The sequence below is a fragment of the Zemynaea arenosa genome, assembly GCF_004614185.1.
GTDB classification, from domain to species: Bacteria; Pseudomonadota; Gammaproteobacteria; order Burkholderiales; family Burkholderiaceae_D; genus Telluria; species Telluria arenosa.
Genome location: NZ_SPVF01000153.1, coordinates 13,718 through 31,419, shown reverse-complemented (window position 1 = coordinate 31,419; position 17,702 = coordinate 13,718). Strand labels below are relative to the sequence as shown.

Genomic DNA, 17,702 nt, shown 5'->3' with positions numbered 1-17,702 from the left:
GGCCTCGTATTATAGACGAATGCCCTATGAGCCGCCGCGCGCCGGACGGTTCGCCACGCCGAACGGCACGTGCACCATCGGGATGGTCCCGCCTTCGCTGCGCAGGTGTGACAACTGGTCGTCAAAGAAGATGTGCGGCTTGAAGACCGAGAGCACGCGCGCCTTGGTCATCCCGCCCAGGAAGAAGGTCTCGTTGGCGGACACGCCCCAGCTCTTCAGCGTCGTCACCACCCGTTCGTGCGAAGGCGCGCTGCGGGCGGTGATGATGGCGATGCGCAGGACCGGCTTGTAGTTCGGGTCGCGCTTGGCGCGCCGCTCCTCCAGCCGCTGCATGAGGGCCAGCTTCTGGAACATGTCCGCCAGCGGTCCTGGGCTGTGCGGGCGTTCGATGTGTTCGCGCTCGTGGGCGTGGAACTGGTCCAGGCCATCGGACTTGAAGACGGCTTCGGATTCGTCGTCCGCCAGCACGCCGTCGAAGTCGAAGGCCACGCGCAGTTCGATGTCCTCGTCTTCGTCGGCCACGGTGGAGGGCAGCACCAGGCCGGCTGAGTAGCCCGCGTCGATGGCGTTGCGTACGTCTTCCTCATGCGCGGACAGGAACAGCGAGGCGTTGAAGGCAGGGAGGTACTCGTAGGGTGACTTCCCGGTCATGAAGGCGGCGCGGGTAATGTCCAGGCCATATTGCGCGATCGAGCGCATGACGCGCAGGCCCGTCTCCGGCGAATTGCGGGACAGCAGCACCACCTCGACCGGCGCCTGCGGGAAGCAGCGGTTGATGTTGAGGAAGCGGCGGATGAAGGGGAAGGCCACGCCCTTCCCGAGCACCTGGTCGAGGCGTGCTTCCTGGTACTTCCGGTATTCGTCCGGGCCCTGGTCGAGATAGACCTGGTGGGACTCGGACAGGTCGAACAGGGCGCTCGAGGCGACCGCGATCACCAGCTTGTTTTCGATCTGGAAGGGCATCTCAGTCGGGTTCCTGTTCCTTCAGTTTGGCGAACACGCGGCGCTCGTCAGTGCTGAGGGCCTGCACGTCCGGTGCATCCTCGCAAATGCGGGCCGCGTCCACCAGCATGCGCAGCTTGGAGACACGGTCGGCGCAGGCCAGCAGGCGCGCCAGCGGCGGCGCATCCGGCTCACCCGCCTGCTCGATGGCTTCGACCACCGAGGCCGGAATCTCCCACAGGCGGGCGATGCGGGCCGACAGCATGCGGGCGTAGGTGTTGAAGCGGCGGCAGAAATCGTCGGACTGCGGCAATGCGGTATCGCTGTAAATCTGGTCGATCAGGCGGAAGGCGACCATCAGGCCCACGTTTTCGATCAGGCCCGCGAGATAGGCCTCGAACTGCGCGGGGCCGCCGCCGGACAGCAGGCTGGCGGCCAGCGCGCACTTCTCGGACTGGCTCCAGATCGCGGGCGCGGCCAGCTTGGCGAAGTAGCCGCCCTGCTGGTTGATGATGGGGCGGAAGGCGACGCGTGCGATCAGCATGCGCAGGCCGTTCTGGCCGAGCAGCATGACGGCGCCTTCGATGTTGCGGACCGCGGCGGTGGGCGCGTAGTACGGGCTATTGGCTTCGCGGACCACTTCGGCCACCAGCACCACGTCCTGCGAGATCTGTTTGGCCAGGTCGGCGCCCGACATCGATTCGTCGCGCAAGCTGCGCAGGAGCTGCGGGATCACGGCGGGCACCCGTGGGACCATGCCGGCGGCGGCCTCCGGGTTCTGGGCCAGGCGGGACAGCTCCTCCAGGATAATCTTTTCGATGTGGATGGCGGGCAGCTGCTGGTTCTCGCCAGTGAGCCAGTGATAGAAGTCGGCGAACAGTTCGACGTCCGTGCGCGGCGTGTCCGCCAGCGGGGCGGGGGCGAGGTTGTCGAGGTCCTGCGGCACCAGGTCTTGGCCACGTTCGAGGGCCGGGGGCGGAGGTGCGTTGGTGCCAAACAGGCGCGCGAGCCAGCGGAAGATCATGGGCTTGGATGGGTCATGGTGTCCGGTCCATTCTAACCGACGCATGGGTCAGCGCAGGATCTCGGCGGTGTTGAGGAGGGCGACGGGCGGGTAGAGCTCCAGCGCTGTGGCGACGCTCATGTTGATGATGCAGCGGTTGCGCGGGAGACCCTGGACTGGCAGGGTGCCGGGTGCCGCGCCTTCTTTGAGGATGCGGGCGGCCTGGTGGCCGGCGATGCGACCAGCGCTTTCGGGACTGGGCACGAGGCCAAAGAGCGCGCGGGCGTGGCGCAGCAGGGTGGCGTCGGCGGTGAAGCTGGGGAGGTGCTGGGCCAGCGCGGCGTCGGTCAGTGGTTTGCCGTTAGTGGCCAGCCAGTCGTCCTGGGGCACGTAGAGGAGCTGGGCCTCCTGCCTTGCCAGCGCGGCGACCAGTTCGGGGAGGGCGCTGGCCAGCGGCTGGCCGCGTGGATCCAGCGGGAGGTGACGCTCGATAAGGGCGACGTTGTGGAGGGCGGCCGCGGTGCGCAGCTGCTCCACGGTGGCCAAGGTGGTCTTGTTGGCGGGGTTGACGATGACGCCGACACGCTCGAAGGGGCGGTAGGCGCGGATGGCGTCCAGTTGCAGGGCGGGCGGGACGGCGGCCGCCACGCCGGTCACGTTGCGACGGCCCGTAGCCAATGCGACGCCTTGTTCCGGCGTGAGCGTGAGGGCGGTGAAGACGATCGGGATGTCGGTGACGCTGCGGGCCGGGTCGTTTGCCCCGGCGGGGCCGGCCAGCGCTTCGGCCAGCGCGGCGCCGGAGGCGTAGATGAGGTCCGCCCCACGCGCCCGCGCCTCACGCACCGCGGCTGTGATCTTGACGATGTCGCTGCCCACTTCGCGCGGCACGATCTCGGTGTCGATGCCGTCCAGCGCGAGCTGCGCGCGGAAGGCCTGGTCGGCCGGGCCTTCCGCTTTCGCCAGCAGCGTGAAGATCCGCGCCCGCCGCGCAGGCGTGGCAGGTCCGGGCAACGGCAGCGCGGACGCGATGGGAGCGGCCAATGCGGCGAGGTAGGCGAGCATGGTACGGCGGGCGATCATGGATCGGCCTTCCCGGTGCGGTAGAGGACTGCGCCGAACAACGCGGCGCCGGCGAGGAAGATGGCGCCGAGGATGCCGAGGGTGGCGTCGGGGCCGCGCCATGTGGCCAGCAGGCCGGCGGCGAGCGGGCCGAGGGCGAGGGCGCCACGTTGCGCGGCCGTGTGCCACAGCGGGACTGGGGCAAGGCCCTGGCGCAGCTGGCGCGCCTTGAGCGCACGGCCGACGACCACCAGCTGCACCGCGAGGCCCAGCACGATCCCGCAGCCCAGCAGGGCGAGAGCGCCGATCCGGCCCGGCGTCGGTGGACCGTCGAAGAACGGCAACATGCCGCCGCCCACCAGCCCCGCTGCAAGCACCAGCAGCATCACATACGCATCCGAGCGCCACGACAGGCGCGTGAACAAAGGCCCGAAAACCAGCGGCAGCGCCGCCAGCACCATCTGATAGCGTCCAATGGACGCGGTGGAATGGGCGGTCGCAGCAAGCCACAGCGGCACAGCCAGCGCGGCAAAGCCCCCGAACAGGAAGCGCGCCACGCTGCCGGAGATGAGGTCCAGCCACTGGATGCCGCGTTCGCGCGCGGCGCGTGCCGTGGGCGCAGGCAAAGCGCGGAAAGGGGCACGGAAGGGATCGGGCTTGCGGTTGTCCAGCAGGACCATGCCGAGGCATGCGCTCACCAGAATCAGGCATCCCCCCGTGAGGAATACCGCCCGCTCACCGATCGTGTCCGCGATGATTCCGCCCAGCGGCGGTGCGCTGATCTCGGCCACCAGGAAGGCTGCCCCCAGCGCCGCCGGCGCCCCATGCATGTTGCGCCGCTCGGTTCCCAGCGCCGCGTCGGCGGCTGCCAGGCAGCTGCTCAGCATCACGGCGTATCCAACCCCCGCCGCCGTGCGTCCCAGCAGCAGGACCGCCGCGTCGCTGACATACGCCGTGGCGGCAAGCGCCAAGGCCGCGATCAGCGTTCCGGCGACGAAGGCATTGCGCTTGCCTGCCTGCCGCGTCCAGTCCCGCGCCATCGGCAGGGCCAGCACGAAGCCCGCCAGGCCGGCGGTCAGCGGGAGGCCGGTACGCAGGCCCGCAGGCAAGCCCGCGAGCAGCACCGCGCTGTACTCCGGCAGGAAGGCCCGCGTCAGCGCATCTGCAAACAGGAAGGTGAAGCACAAGGCGCGCACCGCGCTGCTGCGGTCCACCGGTAAATCCTGCGCGAAGCCGCCATCGGCAAAGCGGTACAGCGACGATAGACGCTTGAGGATCGGCTGCGATTGCGCCCAGCGGCGCTGGTCCGCCGCCAGCCGCGTGACCTCCGCCCACGACTGGTTCAGGCGGCCCTGCAGCGCGTTGATGCCGTTGGCCAGCGGCGCCGGAATGCCCGTGTCCGTGCGATAGCGGTAGTCGCCCGCCGCCATCCGCCCCAGCAGCTGGGCCGCATGCCGCATCGGCACCGTGAAGCCCAGCGTCGCCGCAAACCATGCCAGTTCGAAGGCCAGCACCAGGCTGGCGATGAACAGCGCGCCCGTGTCATTGCGAATGGTGAGGATGCGCGAGGTGATGAAGCGGCGGTCCACACCCACCTGCACCTGGCCATACGTCACATAGCGCCGTTCGACCTCGTTGACCGAGGAGACGAATTGTTCGGGTGCGACCACCTCGCCACCATGGCCCGCGCGCACCAGCAGGTGGCCCTGGCCGTCGATCAGCAACGCGTAGGCCAGGTCGCTATTCGAAGCGAGGACGCTGTCGAAGTAGGGCTGCACGCCTTCCAGCTTGTCCCACGGGACCCCAGCCGCCATCGCGCGCGTGAGGTTGCGCGCCATCGCCACGCCTGCGTTTTCGGCCTTGCGCTGCAGGGCGGGCACCACGAACTGGTCGGCCAGCGACCACGCATAGACCGACAGCGCGAACTGCACCAGCAGCACCGTACCGAGGACGGTCGCGATGAAGCGCGCCGCCGCGCGGGCGTACAGGCGATGGTCCTGGCGCGTGTCCTTCATCCCGCTCTCTCCTGTTCGGACAGGGCGTGCCGTGCGGCCGTCACCTCCACCAGCGCCGTGGTTGCGGTTTGGTTGACTTTATCAACGAGCTCCGCGACCTCCGGTGGCGTATCCGGACCGGCGCGGTGCGTGCCGAGCGCCTGGCCGGCCTGCCCAAGCAAATGGTCGCGCCGCCGCAGCAGCCGGCGCAGAGCCACTGCGAAGATGGCGGAGGTGATGGTGGTCGCCGCAAGAGCCGCCGCCGCAAGCCGCAGCGTGAGTGCGAGCACGGTCCGCGTGTGGGGCTGGCCGGAATAGCGCAGGACCAGCGCCCCCGCCACGGTGCCGTCCATGGCGACCAGCGGCGTGACGGCGGTGATGGCGGCCGCGTCGCGCTGTATGGACTCGGCGCGCGGCAGGTGCATCGCCGGTGCGGCGCGCCCGGTGTGCCAGGCCGCGCGTCCACTGGCGTCGAGCACCGTCAGCGAGAGCACATCCCCGTCCTGCCGCGCCTCCGCCTCGATGGCCGCCTGCGCACCCGGCAGCTCGCGCAGCGCCAGGCCCCGGTCCAGGCTTTTTTCGAAGTCCGCCCGCAGATCCTGCAGCGTAAAGCGCAAGCGCGAGTCCTCGACCTGCGTGAGCGTGTGTTCGAGGCGGTAGAGGTAGAGCCAGGCCGTGAGTCCGAACACCAGGGCCGCCATCACGGCGAAGGGCAGGACCAGGCCGAGGCCCGAGCGCGGAGCAGACATGGGCGTTGGCGAAGTGACAATCTGCGGCCGAGTCTAGCAAAGTTCCCCGAAGCACCGCGCACGCCGTCCCCAGCCGCGCCCCCCACCGGGGTCAGGCCTCGCCCTCCGACGCCGGGGTCAGGCCTCCCCCCATGTGAATAACTCTGTTTGCCTATGGAGCCGGCTGTGGATAACTGCCCGGGGTCAGACACCCTCTATGAGAAGCAGGCCTGACCCCGGGGTTGAGGTAGCGCAAAGGGGACGGGGTCAGAACAGGGAGTTCGAAGGGCGCTGGGGCGGCGGGGCCGGGATCACCGGAGGGGCAGGGAGCGGCGTGCCCGGCGTCTGGTTCAGCGGCGCCGTGGGCGTCGCGCCGGGGATGGTGACAGGGATCGGCGTGCCGGCAGCGGCCATGTTGGCTTCGTCCATGTCCACGCTGCGGATTGCGCCGCTCTCCGCGAACTCGTCGTACATCCAGTCGCCGTCCTGCTGCACCACGCCTTCCGGCTCGACGCGCGGTTCTTCCGGTACCTTGGCCAGCGCCACCTTCATATAGTCGATCCAGATCGGCAGCGCGAGCGTGGAGCCGAACTCCTTGCCGCCGAGGGAACGCGGATCGTCATAGCCCATCCACGCCACCGCGGTGACATGGCCGCCGTAGCCCGCGAACCAGCCATCCACCGCATCGCTGGAAGTACCCGTCTTGCCTGCGATGTCGCCGCGGCCCAGGCGCTGCGTGGCCGCGGCGCCGGTGCCGTAGCGCGTGACGTCGCGCAGCATCGAGTCCATCACGAAGGCGTTGCGGACATCGAGCACGCGCGCCGACTCCTGCATGATCTCGGGCGGCTTGGTCTCGAAAATGACCTTGCCGCTGGCATCCGCGATCTTGCTGATCACATAGGGCTGTACGGCGTAGCCGGTGTTGGCGAAGATCGCATACGCGCCCGCCAGCTGCAGCGGCGTGACCGCGCCCGTACCCAGCGCCATGGTGTAGTTCTTGGGATGCTTGGCCGGGTCGAAGCCGAAGCGGCCCATGTAGTCGTGCACATACGGTACGCCCAGGGCGCGCAGCAGCCGCACCGACGGCACGTTCTTGGACTTGGCCAGCGCCTGGCGCATGGTCACTGAGCCATCGAACACGCCATCGTCGTTCTTGGGCGACCAGGTTGCGCCCGCGTTCTCGCCGGGCATGTCGAGCACCTCGTCGAGGATGATGGTGCCGGGGTAGTAGCCTTTTTCCAGGGCCGCCGAATACAGGAACGGCTTGAAGGACGACCCGGGCTGGCGCCACGCCTGCGTCACGTGGTTGTACTTCTGCAGGTTGTAGTCGAAGCCACCCACCAGCGCGCGGTAGGCGCCCGTGTACGAGTCGATCGACACGAAGGCCGCCGCCACCTGCGGCACTTGGGTGATGGACCACTGCTTCTTGTCGTCCTGGCTGATGCGGATCACCGCGCCCGGGCCGATGCGGTAGTTGGGCTTGGCCGTGTCCTTCAGCGCATTGGCTGCGAACTTCAGGCCATCGCCGGTGATCTCGACCGTCTCACCACTGGTGGTTTCGGCCTTCACCAGCTTGGGCGAGGCTTCCAGTACCACGGCGGGCAGCAGGCCGTCGCTGGTGGGGCGCTTCTGCAGCGCCTCGTCGATGGCGTCGTCGCGCTCCTGCTGGTCGGCAGGCAGCTCGATGGTGGTCTCGGGGCCGCGATAGCCATGCCGCTGGTCGAAGGCGATCACGTTACGGCGCACGGACTGGTAGGCCGCGTCCTGGTCCGCATGCATGATGGTGGTGTAGACATTGAAGCCGCGCGTGTACGCCTCTTCCTTGAACTGGTTGTACACCTGCTGGCGCGCCAGTTCGGCGATGTATTCGGCGTGGGTCTGGAACTCCTGGCCGCGCACGTTCACATGCAGCTGTTCGCTGGAGGCCTGCTGGTACTGGGCGTCCGTGATGTAGCCGAGGTCCTTCATCCGCTGCAGCACCTGGTGCTGTCGCTGGCGCGCACGTTTCGGGTTGGCGACCGGGTTGTGCTGCGAGGGGTTCTGCGGCAGGCCGGCCAGCATCGCCATCTCGGCGATGGAGAGCTTGTCCAGCGGCTTGTTGAAGTAGATCTGCGCGGCGCTGCCGAAACCATAGGCGCGCTGGCCGAGGTACATGTGGTTCATGTACAGCTCCAGGATCTGGTCCTTGGTCAGCTGCTGCTCGATGCGGTGCGCGAGGATCATCTCGGTCAGCTTGCGCTGCCAGGCGCGTTCGCGCGTAATCACGAAGTTGCGCGGGATCTGCATCGTGAGCGTGGAGAAGCCCGAGAGCCGGCCGCCCGCGAGCCGGTGCGAGATGGCGCCGGCGGCACGCTGCCAGTCGATGCCCTCATGCTCGTAGAAGCGCGAGTCCTCGATGGCGATCAGCGCCTTCTTCATCATGTCCGGTATTTTGGCGATCGGGATGAAGTCGCGGTGCTCTTCGCCGAATTCGCCGATCAGCACATGGTCCGCGGTGTACACACGCAGCGGGATCTTCGGCCGGTAATCGGTGATGACGTCCAGCGGCGGCAGCTTGGGGTAGATGACCGCGGCCACGTAGGCCACAAAGCCGCCCACGATCAGCACAAGGGCCAGCAGCAGGAACAGGAAGCCTTTGAGGAACAGGCGCCGGCGCGGCGCGGGGGTGGTGCTCGGTGTGGTCAAAGCTGTACTCTCGAGGTCTGGACGCGTGGTCCCAGAACGCCCGATTATAGACCAGCCCTCCGGCCCTGCGGACCGGAGTGCCTGAGCCCGGACTTAAACGAAGGCCAGGTCGTGCTGGCGGATGGTGTCGTCCAGCCAGTCGTCCAGGTGCCCGAAGCGGTAGCCCAGCTGGCGCGCGCGGGTGGTGTCCATGGCGGTGGCGTAGGCGTGGTCGAAGGGGCTGTGCTCACCCGGCGCGCCCGGCGCGGTGGCCGGAACGGCGTTGGCGGCGGCGCCCAGCACCATGGCGGCGCGGTGGTACAGGTCGAAGGTGGACAGGGCGCCATCGGCGGCCGCGTTCACCGGGCCGGTGAAAGTCTGCATCCCGGCCCAGGCCAGGAAAGCTGCCGCACCCTGGGCGCTGATGAAGGAGCTGCGCGCCACCGCGTTCGTGTAGCGCAGCGGGTGGCCACTGCGCAGCAGGTCCACGTAGTAGCCGAGGCGGCGCGTGAAATCGTCCGGACCCGAGAGCACATGGGCCATCCGCACTGTCACCATGGGCAGCTGGCCGTCGCGGTACAGGTAGCCCTCGGCCTGGCGCTTGCCGGCCACGTAGCTCTCCACGGCCAGCTTCGGGTCGTGCCAGGGATACGAGGCGTCGATGGGCTGCGCGAGGACGCAGAAGGCGTCTTCCGCGTGCGGCGCCGGGACGGCGGGCGGCAGGTCGCGGTACACGTCGATGGTGGAGGCCATGATGTAGCGGCGCGTGCGGCCCGCGAACACGCGGGTGGCGATGGCGGCGTCCAGGGGGCTGTAGCACATCTGGTCGTACACGACGTCGAACGTGTCGTGCGGGAGCGATTGCAGGGCGCGGCGCAGGGAGGCTTCATCGCGCCGGTCCACCTTGAGGCGGCGGATGCGCTCCCCGAAAGGGTCTTGCGCGCGGCCGCGGGTGGCGATGGTGACCTGGTGGCCCGCCGCGAGCAGCCGCTGGACGAGCAGTTTGCCAATGAAGCGTGTACCGCCGATCACCAAAATATTCTTGCGCATGGCTTTCCCTTGACAGATGAGATATATTTTCTGCTCAGGTGCGTCAGCCGACAAACGAGAAATATTGACGCGATGAGCAAGAATAACTTAGTCATGGATGAGGGATGGACAAGCCGCTGCGGAGCCTTTCGGGGCTGATCGACTTTGACTGCGCCGCGCGCTGGGGCAGTTTCAAGCTCGCCGCGCAGGAGCTGCACAAGACGCCGGCGGCGGTCAGCCAGCAGGTGCGCCAGCTGGAAGAGACGATCGGGATGGAGCTGTTCATCCGCCATCCGCGCCATGTGGAGCTGACCGAGAAGGGCCATGAACTGGCCAGCACCGTGGCGCGCATGCTGGCCGACCTGCGCGCCAAGATCGGCGCGCTGCAGGGCGGCAGCGAGGAGCGCGTGCTGCGCATCTCGACCACGCACTCGTTCTCGATCAAGTGGCTGGTGCCGCGCATGCATCGCTTTACCAAGCTGTATCCGGAGCTGGACATCCGGCTCGATTCCAACGACAAGCAGGTCAACCTCGATGACGACGCGGTGGACGTGGCGATCCGCTACGGTCCGATCACGGAGGGTGACCCGAGCGTGCTGTTTCGCGAACGGCTGATTGCAGTGTACAGCCCGGAGCTGCTGGCGCCCGGGCAGACCGAGATCACGCTGGCGGACCTGCCGCAGTATCCCTTGCTGTACGAGGTCTCGACCGAGTCGTGGATGCAGCTCCTCAAGCAGAACAAGGCGCTCAGGAAGGCACGCTACAACTTCTCGCGCGGCTATAGCCACTGGGGTGTGCTGACCCAGGCGGCTGTGGCAGGGCAGGGCGTGGCGCTGGTGGCGTACGGGATCGCGTGCGAGGACATCCAGAAGGGCATGCTGCGCCAGATCCGCTGCCAGGATGTCGCGACCAGCAAGGGCTATCGCTTCCTGGTCAACCCCAGCAAGGCGGCCATGCCGAAGATTCATCAGTTCCGCGCGTGGATGGCGGACGAGATCGAGGTGATGCGCCGGTCGCTGGACGAGGTCCACGCAACCGCAGCCTAGCGTGGCGCGCTAGCTTTTACCCCAGCCGGGCAGCGCACTCGCCTGCCGCACCCAATCTGTCAATTGCTCTTCATCGACGACATCAATTTCGTGGATGTCGAGGTAGCGCACGTCCGGCTGTTTGGACGTGCCGGGTGGCGGGGGATCGAGGTGGGCGCCCTTGAAGAAGGCGACTTTCACAAACTTGGTGTAGCAATGGAAGCTGAGGAACCACCCTTGGCCAGCGATGCCGTAGAACGGGGAGTTCCACTTGACGGCCTTGCGCACCTCGGGGATGGCGGCGGAGATCAGGGCGTCGAGCTGTTCGCCGATGCCACGCTTCCAGTCCGGCATGGCGGCGATGTAGGCCTGGACAGGCGCATCGCCGTCGGCCATGGGGATCTGCGGATTGCCGCCCGCGAGAAGCAGAGGCTTGGCTCTGGACTTCTTCGCGGGCGCGCGCATCGCAATGTGCTCCGGCTTACTTCACGCCGTGCATCAGCTTCTGGATCAGCGGAGCGATGAGGAACAGGACCACGCCCGCACCCACCAGCGACCAGAAACCAAAGGTGTAACCTTGCAGCGCCGACTCCGGCGACATGCCTTTTTCGCCCGACACAAACGACGCGAAGATGCCCGAGAGGTTGTTGCCGATACCGGTCGACAGGAACCAGCCGCCCATGCCGAAGCCCACCAGGCGCACCGGCGCCAGCTTGGTCACCATCGACAGGCCGATCGGGGACAGGCACAGTTCACCAATGGACTGGATCACGTAGACCATGAACAGGGTCCAGAACGGGATGTGGTTGTCCTTCAGCAGATAGGTCAGCGCGTACATCAGCAGCAGGAAGGCGAGGCCGTTGAAGATCAGGCCCAGGCCGAACTTGCGCGGGATCGACGGCTCGGCCTTGCGCTTGGCCAGCGCCATCCAGATCCACGCGACGATCGGCGCGCAGGTGATGATGGCGATAGAGTTCACCGACTGGAACCAGGCCACCGGGAACTCCCAGGTGCCGAACATGCGGTTCACGATCTTATCGGCCAGGAACGTGAAGGAGCTGCCGGCCTGCTCGAAGAACATCCAGAACAGGACATTGAAGCCGAAGATGATCAGCATCGCGATGGTCTTGTCGCGGGCCACCGCGCCGTTGCGGATACCTTCCACCAGCAGCAGGATCGCCAGGATCACGAAGAGGAAGGTCAGCACCGTCTGCAGGTTGTTCGCGCCCATGTTGAGCAGGAAGTAGACGATCGGGATGACGATCAGGGCACCCACGGCCACCTGGATCACGCGGCCGATGCCGTCCGCGCCTTCCGGCGCCATGCCGATCCCCTTGAGGTTGTGGCGGCCCAGCTGGAACCACAGCAGCGAGAACAGCATGCCGATGCCGGAGGCGATGAAGACGATCTTGTAGGCCGGGGTGTCGCCGGTGTTGAAGACGTGCTGCGCCAGGACTTGAGTCAGGATCGGCGAAACGAACGCGCCGGCGTTGATGCCCATGTAGAAGATGGTGAAGCCGGCGTCGCGGCGGGTGTCGCCCTGCGAATACAGGCGGCCGACCATGGTCGAGATGATGGGCTTGAACAGGCCATTGCCGGTGATGATGGTCGCGAGGCCGATCTTGAAGATGTTCGGATCGGGGATGGCGATCATGAAGAGGCCTGCCGCCATGATGACGGCACCCATCAGGATGGAGCGCTGGTAGCCGAGGAATTTGTCGGCGACGTAGCCGCCGAGGACCGCCGCGGCATACACCAGTGCGAGATACGAGCCGTAGATCAGGTTCGCAGGCTGTTCACCGGTCGGGCTGCCGCCGTGGAACTGGGCCACGATGTAGAGCACCAGCGCCCAGCGGATGCCGTAGAACGCAAAGCGCTCCCAGAACTCGGTCATGAACAGCATCCAGAGCGGGGCGGGGTGGCCCAGCACCTGGCGGAACTCGGGAACCGCGGCTTCCTTTTGGGTTGTCGTCGTAGCACCGCTCATGCGGCTTCTCCTCTTTATGTCTATCGAATGGTTTTCCACGGCCCGCTCGTGGCTGGGCCGGGGCGCGCTGCATTGTAAGCGAAATCACGCGGCCTTCAGCAAATTTTTGGCAGGTGTGGTAGTGACACCGGATCGCGAGCGTTTTTATCCAGGTGGTATAGTGGGGCCGCACCATGGAGCAACGCTCGGAACACGAGCTAGAACGAAGAGGACACACACTGTATGGATCACGACGTAGTCGATACCCTGATTTCACCGGAAGGCCGTCTGGAAGTGCTGTCGAAGGCCGAAGTGGCCAAGCTGCTCGACACCAGCAAGACGGGTCTTTACAAGGTTTTCCGCCAGTGCGCGCTGGCTGTACTCAACTGCGGCAGCACCATCGACGACGGCAAGGAACTCCTCGAACGCTACCAGTCGTTCGACATCAACATCATCCAGCGCGAGCGCGGGATCAAGCTCGATATCAAGGGGGCGCCCGCGATCGCCTTCGTCGACGGGAAGATGATCAAGGGGATCCACGAGCACCTGTTCGCGGTGCTGCGCGATATCGTCTTTGTCTCCAACGAGGTCACGGACAACCCCAAGTTCGACCTGGCATCCACCGAAGGCATCACGGATTCGGTCTTCCACATCCTGCGCAACGCCAACGTGCTGCAGCCGCAGCGGAACCCGAACCTGGTGGTGTGCTGGGGCGGACACTCGATCAACCGGATCGAATACAACTACACCAAGGAAGTGGGCTACCAACTGGGCCTGCGCGAGCTGGATATCTGCACCGGCTGCGGGCCGGGTGCGATGAAGGGGCCGATGAAGGGCGCCACCATCGGCCACGCCAAGCAGCGCTTGCGCGGCGGGCGCTATCTGGGCATCTCGGAGCCGGGCATCATCGCGGCCGAGTCGCCGAATCCGATCGTGAACGACCTGGTGATCATGCCGGACATCGAGAAGCGGCTGGAAGCGTTTGTACGGACCGGGCATGGAATCATCGTGTTCCCGGGTGGTGCCGGGACGGCGGAGGAGATCCTCTACATCCTCGGCATCCTGCTCCATCCGGACAACGCGGAGCTGCCGTTCCCCCTGGTCTTCACCGGGCCGGCGTCGGCGGCGGACTACTTCAGGCAGATCGACTCGTTCATCGCGGGGACGCTGGGCGAAGAGGCCCGCAAGCGCTACAAGATCATCATCGACAATCCTGAGGAAGTGGCGCAGGAGATGCAGCTGGGGATCCGGCAGGTGCGCGAGTACCGCAAGTCGCGCAGCGATGCGTATTACTTCAACTGGGCCTTGCGGATCGACCACGAGTTCCAGAAGCCGTTCAAGCCGACGCACGAGAACATGCATTCGCTGTCGCTGCACAAGAACCAGCCAGTGCACATGCTGGCCGCGAACCTGCGGCGCGCGTTTTCGGGCGTGGTGGCGGGGAATGTGAAGGAAGAAGGCATCCGCAACATCGAGCAGCATGGGCCGTTCGAGATCCGCGGCGAGAAGGAGATCATGGGGCCGATGGACGTGCTGCTGTCGTCCTTCGTCGAGCAGTCGCGCATGAAACTTCCCGGCAAAGCCTACGTGCCGTGCTACCGCGTGGTGCAGTAAGCGACCCTCGCTGCTTATTCATGCAAAAAGCCCGCTGTTGCGGGCTTTTTGCTGGGTGGCGGTCGTTTAGTCTTCGCGGCGCAGGTGCGGGAAGAGGAGGACGTCGCGGATGTTGGGGGAGTCGGTGATCAGCATGATCAGGCGATCGATGCCGATCCCGCAGCCACCCGCCGGCGGCATGCCGTATTCCAGCGCGCGGATGTAGTCCGCGTCGTAGTACATCGCTTCTTCGTCGCCCGCATCCTTGGCTTCCACCTGCGCCAGGAAGCGCGCGGCCTGGTCTTCCGGATCGTTCAGCTCCGAGAAGCCGTTGGCGATCTCGCGGCCGACGATGAAGAGCTCAAAGCGCTCTGTGATGCCTGCGCGGGTGTCCGATGCGCGGGCCAGCGGCGACACTTCCACCGGGTAGTCGATGATGAAGGTCGGCTCCCACAGCTGGGCCTCGGCCGTCTCTTCGAATAGCGACAGCTGCAGCGAACCCAGACCAGCATGCGCCATCGGCTTCACCCCAAACTTGAGCAGCTCGGCGCGAATGAACTCCGCATCGTTCAGCTGCGCTTCGGTGTAGTGCGGCGCGTACTTGTTGATGGCGCCGACGATGGTCAGGCGGTGGAACGGCTTGCCCAGGTCCAGCGGCTTGCCGCCATAGGTCAGTTCCGCGGTGCCGTGGGCGTCAATCGCCGCCTGGCGGATCACCTTCTCGGTGTAGTCCATCACCCACTGGTAGTCCGCGTAAGCCGCGTAGAACTCCATCATGGTGAATTCGGGGTTGTGGCGGATCGACACGCCTTCGTTGCGGAAGTTGCGGTTGATCTCGAAGACGCGGTCGAAGCCCCCGACCACCAGGCGCTTGAGGTACAGCTCCGGTGCGATCCGCAGGAACATTTGCATGTCCAGCGCGTTGTGGTGGGTGATGAACGGCTTGGCCGCCGCGCCGCCCGGGATCGGGTGCAGCATTGGCGTTTCGACTTCCATGAACTCGTTCTCCGCCATGAAGCGGCGCATCGACGCGATGGCGGCGGTGCGGGCCTTGAAGGTGCGGCGCGTCTCCTCGTTCATGATGAGGTCTACGTAGCGCTGGCGGTACTTGGTCTCCTGGTCCGCCAGGCCGTGGAACTTGTCCGGCAGCGGGCGGATCGCCTTGGTGATCAGGCGCAGCTTGGTCACCTTGACGGTCAGCTCACCGACCTTGGTCTTGAACAGCGTGCCCTCGACGCCCAGGATGTCGCCCAGGTCGTAGTGGCGGAAGGCGTCCATGGCCTCTTCACCGGTGTCGTCCAGGGTCACGTAGATCTGGATGCGGCCATCGGCCTTGGGGCCGGAGGAATCCTGCAGGGTCGCGAAGGCGGCCTTCTTGCCGGCTTCGCGCTTGAGCATCATGCGGCCGGCCAGCACCACCGGGACCGGCGACGCTTCCAGTTCTTCGCGCGTTTTCTCGCCGAACTGCAGGTGCAGGTCCGCCGTCTTGTGCTGGGGGACGAAGTCGTTGGGGAAGGCCTGGCCCTTCTCGCGCAGGGCCGCGAGCTTGGCGCGGCGCTCGGCCATGATCTTGTTTTCGTCTGCGCCAGGTGCCGCTTCGTTTTGGATGTCGGTGCTCATGATCTGATTTTCCCTTCCCCCGCGAGCGGGGGAATCACGTTTTTATTTGAATAGTTCGTCGATCGTCAGCTGCGAAAAGTCGCTGACGATATGGATGACGTTTTCGTACTCGGCAAACGCCTCGGCCGGCAGGGTGGTGGTCAGCACCACGCAGCGCATGCCCGCGCGGCGGGCCGCTTCCACGCCGATGGGCGCATCCTCGAACACGATGCAGTTCTCGGGCTTGGCCCCGCAGCGCTCCGCGGCCAGCAGGAAGGCATCCGGCTCCGGCTTCCCGCGCGCCACGTCCACCGCGCCCACGACCACGTCGAAGTGCCGGCGCAGGTTCAACCCGTCCAGCGTGAAGTCGATGTTCGCGTTGGGCGCGGAGGTTGCGACAGCCAGCGCCACGTCGCAGGCCTTGGCCTTGACGACCAAATCATCGAAGCCGGTAATGGTGGCCCGGTGCGGCGCGTACAGCTCGCGGTACACCGCTTCCTTCTCTTCATTGAGCAGCTTGACCTCTTCGTCGGTCAGGTGCTCGCCCATGTAGAGCCGCATGATCTCGCGGCCCTGGCGGCCCGCCGTCTTGCGGAAGAATTCATCCGGATCGATCTGGCGCCCGCGGCGCTCGAAGAACGCCACCCACGACCTGGTGTGGTACGCCATGTTGTCCACGATCGTACCGTCCATGTCGAAGATGAAGGCGTGCTGGCCTGCTTCCCCCATCGTCAGACTCCCTGCTTGAGGGAGGCCGAGATGAACTCGTCCAGGTCCCCGTCCAGCACATTCTTGGTGTTGCCGGTTTCGACGTTGGTGCGCAGGTCCTTGATGCGGGACTGGTCCAGCACATAGGAGCGGATCTGGTGGCCCCAGCCCACGTCGGTCTTGGAGTCTTCCAGCTTCTGCTGCTCGCTCATGCGCTTGCGCAGTTCCAGCTCGAACAGGCGGGCACGCAGCATGTCCATGGCCTCGGCCTTGTTGCGGTGCTGCGAGCGGTCGTTCTGGCACTGGACCACGATGCCCGACGGGCCGTGCGTGATACGCACCGCGGAGTCGGTCTTGTTAATGTGCTGGCCACCGGCGCCGGACGCGCGGTAGGTGTCGATGCGCAGGTCGGCCGGGTTGATCTCGATGTCGATCGACTCGTCCACTTCCGGGTAGACAAAGATCGACGAGAACGAGGTGTGGCGGCCGTTGGCCGAGTCGAACGGGGACTTGCGCACCAGGCGATGCACGCCGGTCTCGGTACGCAGGTAGCCGTAGGCGTATTCGCCTTCGACCTTCAGCGTGGCGGTCTTGATGCCCGCGACCTCGCCCTCGGTCTGTTCCATGATCTCGACCTTGAAGCCCTTGCGTTCGCAGTAGCGCAGGTACTGGCGCAGCAGCATGGAGGCCCAGTCCTGGGCTTCGGTGCCGCCGGCGCCAGCCTGGATGTCGATGAAGCAGTTGTTGGGGTCTAGCGGATTGGCGAACATGCGACGGAATTCCATCCCTTCGATGGTCGCCTTGAAGCCTTCCGTGTCGGCGATGATGGCTTCGAGCGTGTCGTCGTCGCCTTCTTCCTTCGCCATGTCGAACAGGTCTTGCGCGTCCTTCAGGTCCGCGCCAACCTTCTGGAGGGTGTAGACCACCGCTTCCAGCGACTTCTTTTCCTTGCCCAGTTCCTGGGCGTGCTTGGGGTTGTCCCAGACGGTAGGATCTTCCAGTTCCTGGCTTACCTGCTCGAGCTTATCCGACTTCTTATCGAAGTCAAAGATACCTCCGAAGTTCGGCTTCGCGGCCAATCAGGTCGCTCAGCAGGTTGGAGAGGGCGTTAATGCGTTCGGCTTCCATGTGCGGGTCCGTATTTTTTCAGGTTCAATCGAACCGGAGATTATACCTCACGCCAGGGCGAACAGCTCCTCGACCGGCACCTCCAGGGCCTGTGCGAGCTTCAGCGCCAGCACCACGGAGGGCACCATGTTTCCTGCCTCGATGGCGTTGACGGACTTGCGGGTGATGCCGGCCCGCTCGGCCAGCGCGGCCTGGGTCAGGCCCAGGCGGGCGCGATGAACGGGCAGGGTGGTATGCAGCTGCGCGGTGCCTGGTTCGCCCATG

The 17,702-nt window shown here is 66.0% G+C and carries 15 protein-coding genes; 2 read left to right on the top strand and 13 right to left on the bottom strand.

Annotation, left to right across the window (positions count from 1 at the left end; translation table 11 throughout):
• Positions 1–24: 24 nt before the first annotated feature.
• The 7 genes from E4L96_RS12335 to E4L96_RS12305 form a co-directional block, all read right to left on the bottom strand.
• Positions 25–963, bottom strand: a complete 939-nt coding sequence (locus tag E4L96_RS12335) for a 5'-nucleotidase (RefSeq protein WP_135207524.1) — start codon at positions 961–963, stop codon at positions 25–27.
• Position 964: 1 nt separating this feature from the next.
• On the bottom strand, positions 965–1,966 hold the full coding sequence (locus E4L96_RS12330) for an HDOD domain-containing protein (protein WP_167758679.1): 1,002 nt from the start codon (positions 1,964–1,966) through the stop codon (positions 965–967).
• 48 nt (positions 1,967–2,014) lie between these two features.
• Positions 2,015–3,025: an ABC transporter substrate binding protein gene (locus E4L96_RS12325; protein ID WP_167758678.1), complete on the bottom strand. Its 1,011-nt coding sequence runs from the start codon at positions 3,023–3,025 to the stop codon at positions 2,015–2,017.
• A complete protein-coding gene (locus E4L96_RS12320) occupies positions 3,022–5,019 on the bottom strand; it encodes an MFS transporter (RefSeq protein ID WP_135207521.1) in 1,998 nt (665 codons plus the stop codon). Before E4L96_RS12320 ends, E4L96_RS12325 begins: the two co-directional genes overlap by 4 nt.
• Positions 5,016–5,747, bottom strand: coding sequence for a hypothetical protein (locus E4L96_RS12315; RefSeq protein ID WP_135207520.1), 732 nt, complete (start codon positions 5,745–5,747; stop codon positions 5,016–5,018). The genes E4L96_RS12320 and E4L96_RS12315 overlap by 4 nt, the downstream gene beginning before the upstream one ends.
• A 246-nt stretch (positions 5,748–5,993) precedes the next feature.
• The gene (locus tag E4L96_RS12310) at positions 5,994–8,411 is read right to left on the bottom strand and encodes a penicillin-binding protein 1A (RefSeq protein ID WP_135207519.1); all 2,418 of its coding nucleotides are present in this window, start codon (positions 8,409–8,411) and stop codon (positions 5,994–5,996) included.
• A gap of 93 nt (positions 8,412–8,504) precedes the next feature.
• Positions 8,505–9,440, bottom strand: coding sequence for an NAD-dependent epimerase/dehydratase family protein (locus tag E4L96_RS12305; RefSeq protein WP_135207518.1), 936 nt, complete (start codon positions 9,438–9,440; stop codon positions 8,505–8,507).
• Between the two features lie 104 nt (positions 9,441–9,544).
• On the opposite strand from E4L96_RS12305, the gene E4L96_RS12300 reads away from it, so the two are divergent.
• A complete protein-coding gene (locus E4L96_RS12300; protein WP_135207517.1) occupies positions 9,545–10,465 on the top strand; it encodes a LysR substrate-binding domain-containing protein in 921 nt (306 codons plus the stop codon).
• A gap of 9 nt (positions 10,466–10,474) precedes the next feature.
• On the opposite strand, the gene E4L96_RS12295 is transcribed toward E4L96_RS12300, so the two are convergent.
• Positions 10,475–10,909 carry a DUF1801 domain-containing protein gene (locus E4L96_RS12295; protein WP_135207516.1) on the bottom strand — a complete coding sequence of 145 codons (435 nt, stop codon included), beginning with the start codon at positions 10,907–10,909 and terminating at the stop codon, positions 10,475–10,477.
• A 16-nt stretch (positions 10,910–10,925) separates the two neighbouring features.
• Complete coding sequence (locus E4L96_RS12290; protein WP_135207515.1) at positions 10,926–12,431, bottom strand: peptide MFS transporter; 1,506 nt, start codon at positions 12,429–12,431, stop codon at positions 10,926–10,928.
• Between the two features lie 222 nt (positions 12,432–12,653).
• Here E4L96_RS12290 and ppnN point away from each other — a divergent pair, with 222 nt between their 5' ends.
• The gene (gene ppnN / locus E4L96_RS12285; protein ID WP_135207514.1) at positions 12,654–14,024 is read left to right on the top strand and encodes a nucleotide 5'-monophosphate nucleosidase PpnN; all 1,371 of its coding nucleotides are present in this window, start codon (positions 12,654–12,656) and stop codon (positions 14,022–14,024) included.
• A 66-nt stretch (positions 14,025–14,090) separates the two neighbouring features.
• On the opposite strand, the gene lysS is transcribed toward ppnN, so the two are convergent.
• The 4 genes from lysS to E4L96_RS12265 form a co-directional block, all read right to left on the bottom strand.
• Complete coding sequence (gene lysS / locus E4L96_RS12280; protein ID WP_135207513.1) at positions 14,091–15,623, bottom strand: lysine--tRNA ligase; 1,533 nt, start codon at positions 15,621–15,623, stop codon at positions 14,091–14,093.
• A 42-nt stretch (positions 15,624–15,665) separates the two neighbouring features.
• Positions 15,666–16,331: an HAD family hydrolase gene (locus E4L96_RS12275; protein WP_135207512.1), complete on the bottom strand. Its 666-nt coding sequence runs from the start codon at positions 16,329–16,331 to the stop codon at positions 15,666–15,668.
• 2 nt (positions 16,332–16,333) lie between these two features.
• A protein-coding gene (gene prfB / locus E4L96_RS12270) for a peptide chain release factor 2 (RefSeq protein ID WP_135207511.1) occupies positions 16,334–17,438 on the bottom strand; the annotation gives its coding sequence in 2 pieces (ribosomal slippage) (positions 16,334–17,356 and positions 17,358–17,438; 1,104 coding nt in all).
• Positions 17,439–17,485: 47 nt separating this feature from the next.
• Entirely contained in the window at positions 17,486–17,701 is a 216-nt protein-coding gene (locus tag E4L96_RS12265) for a helix-turn-helix transcriptional regulator (protein WP_135207510.1), read from the bottom strand.
• Position 17,702: the final 1 nt, after the last annotated feature.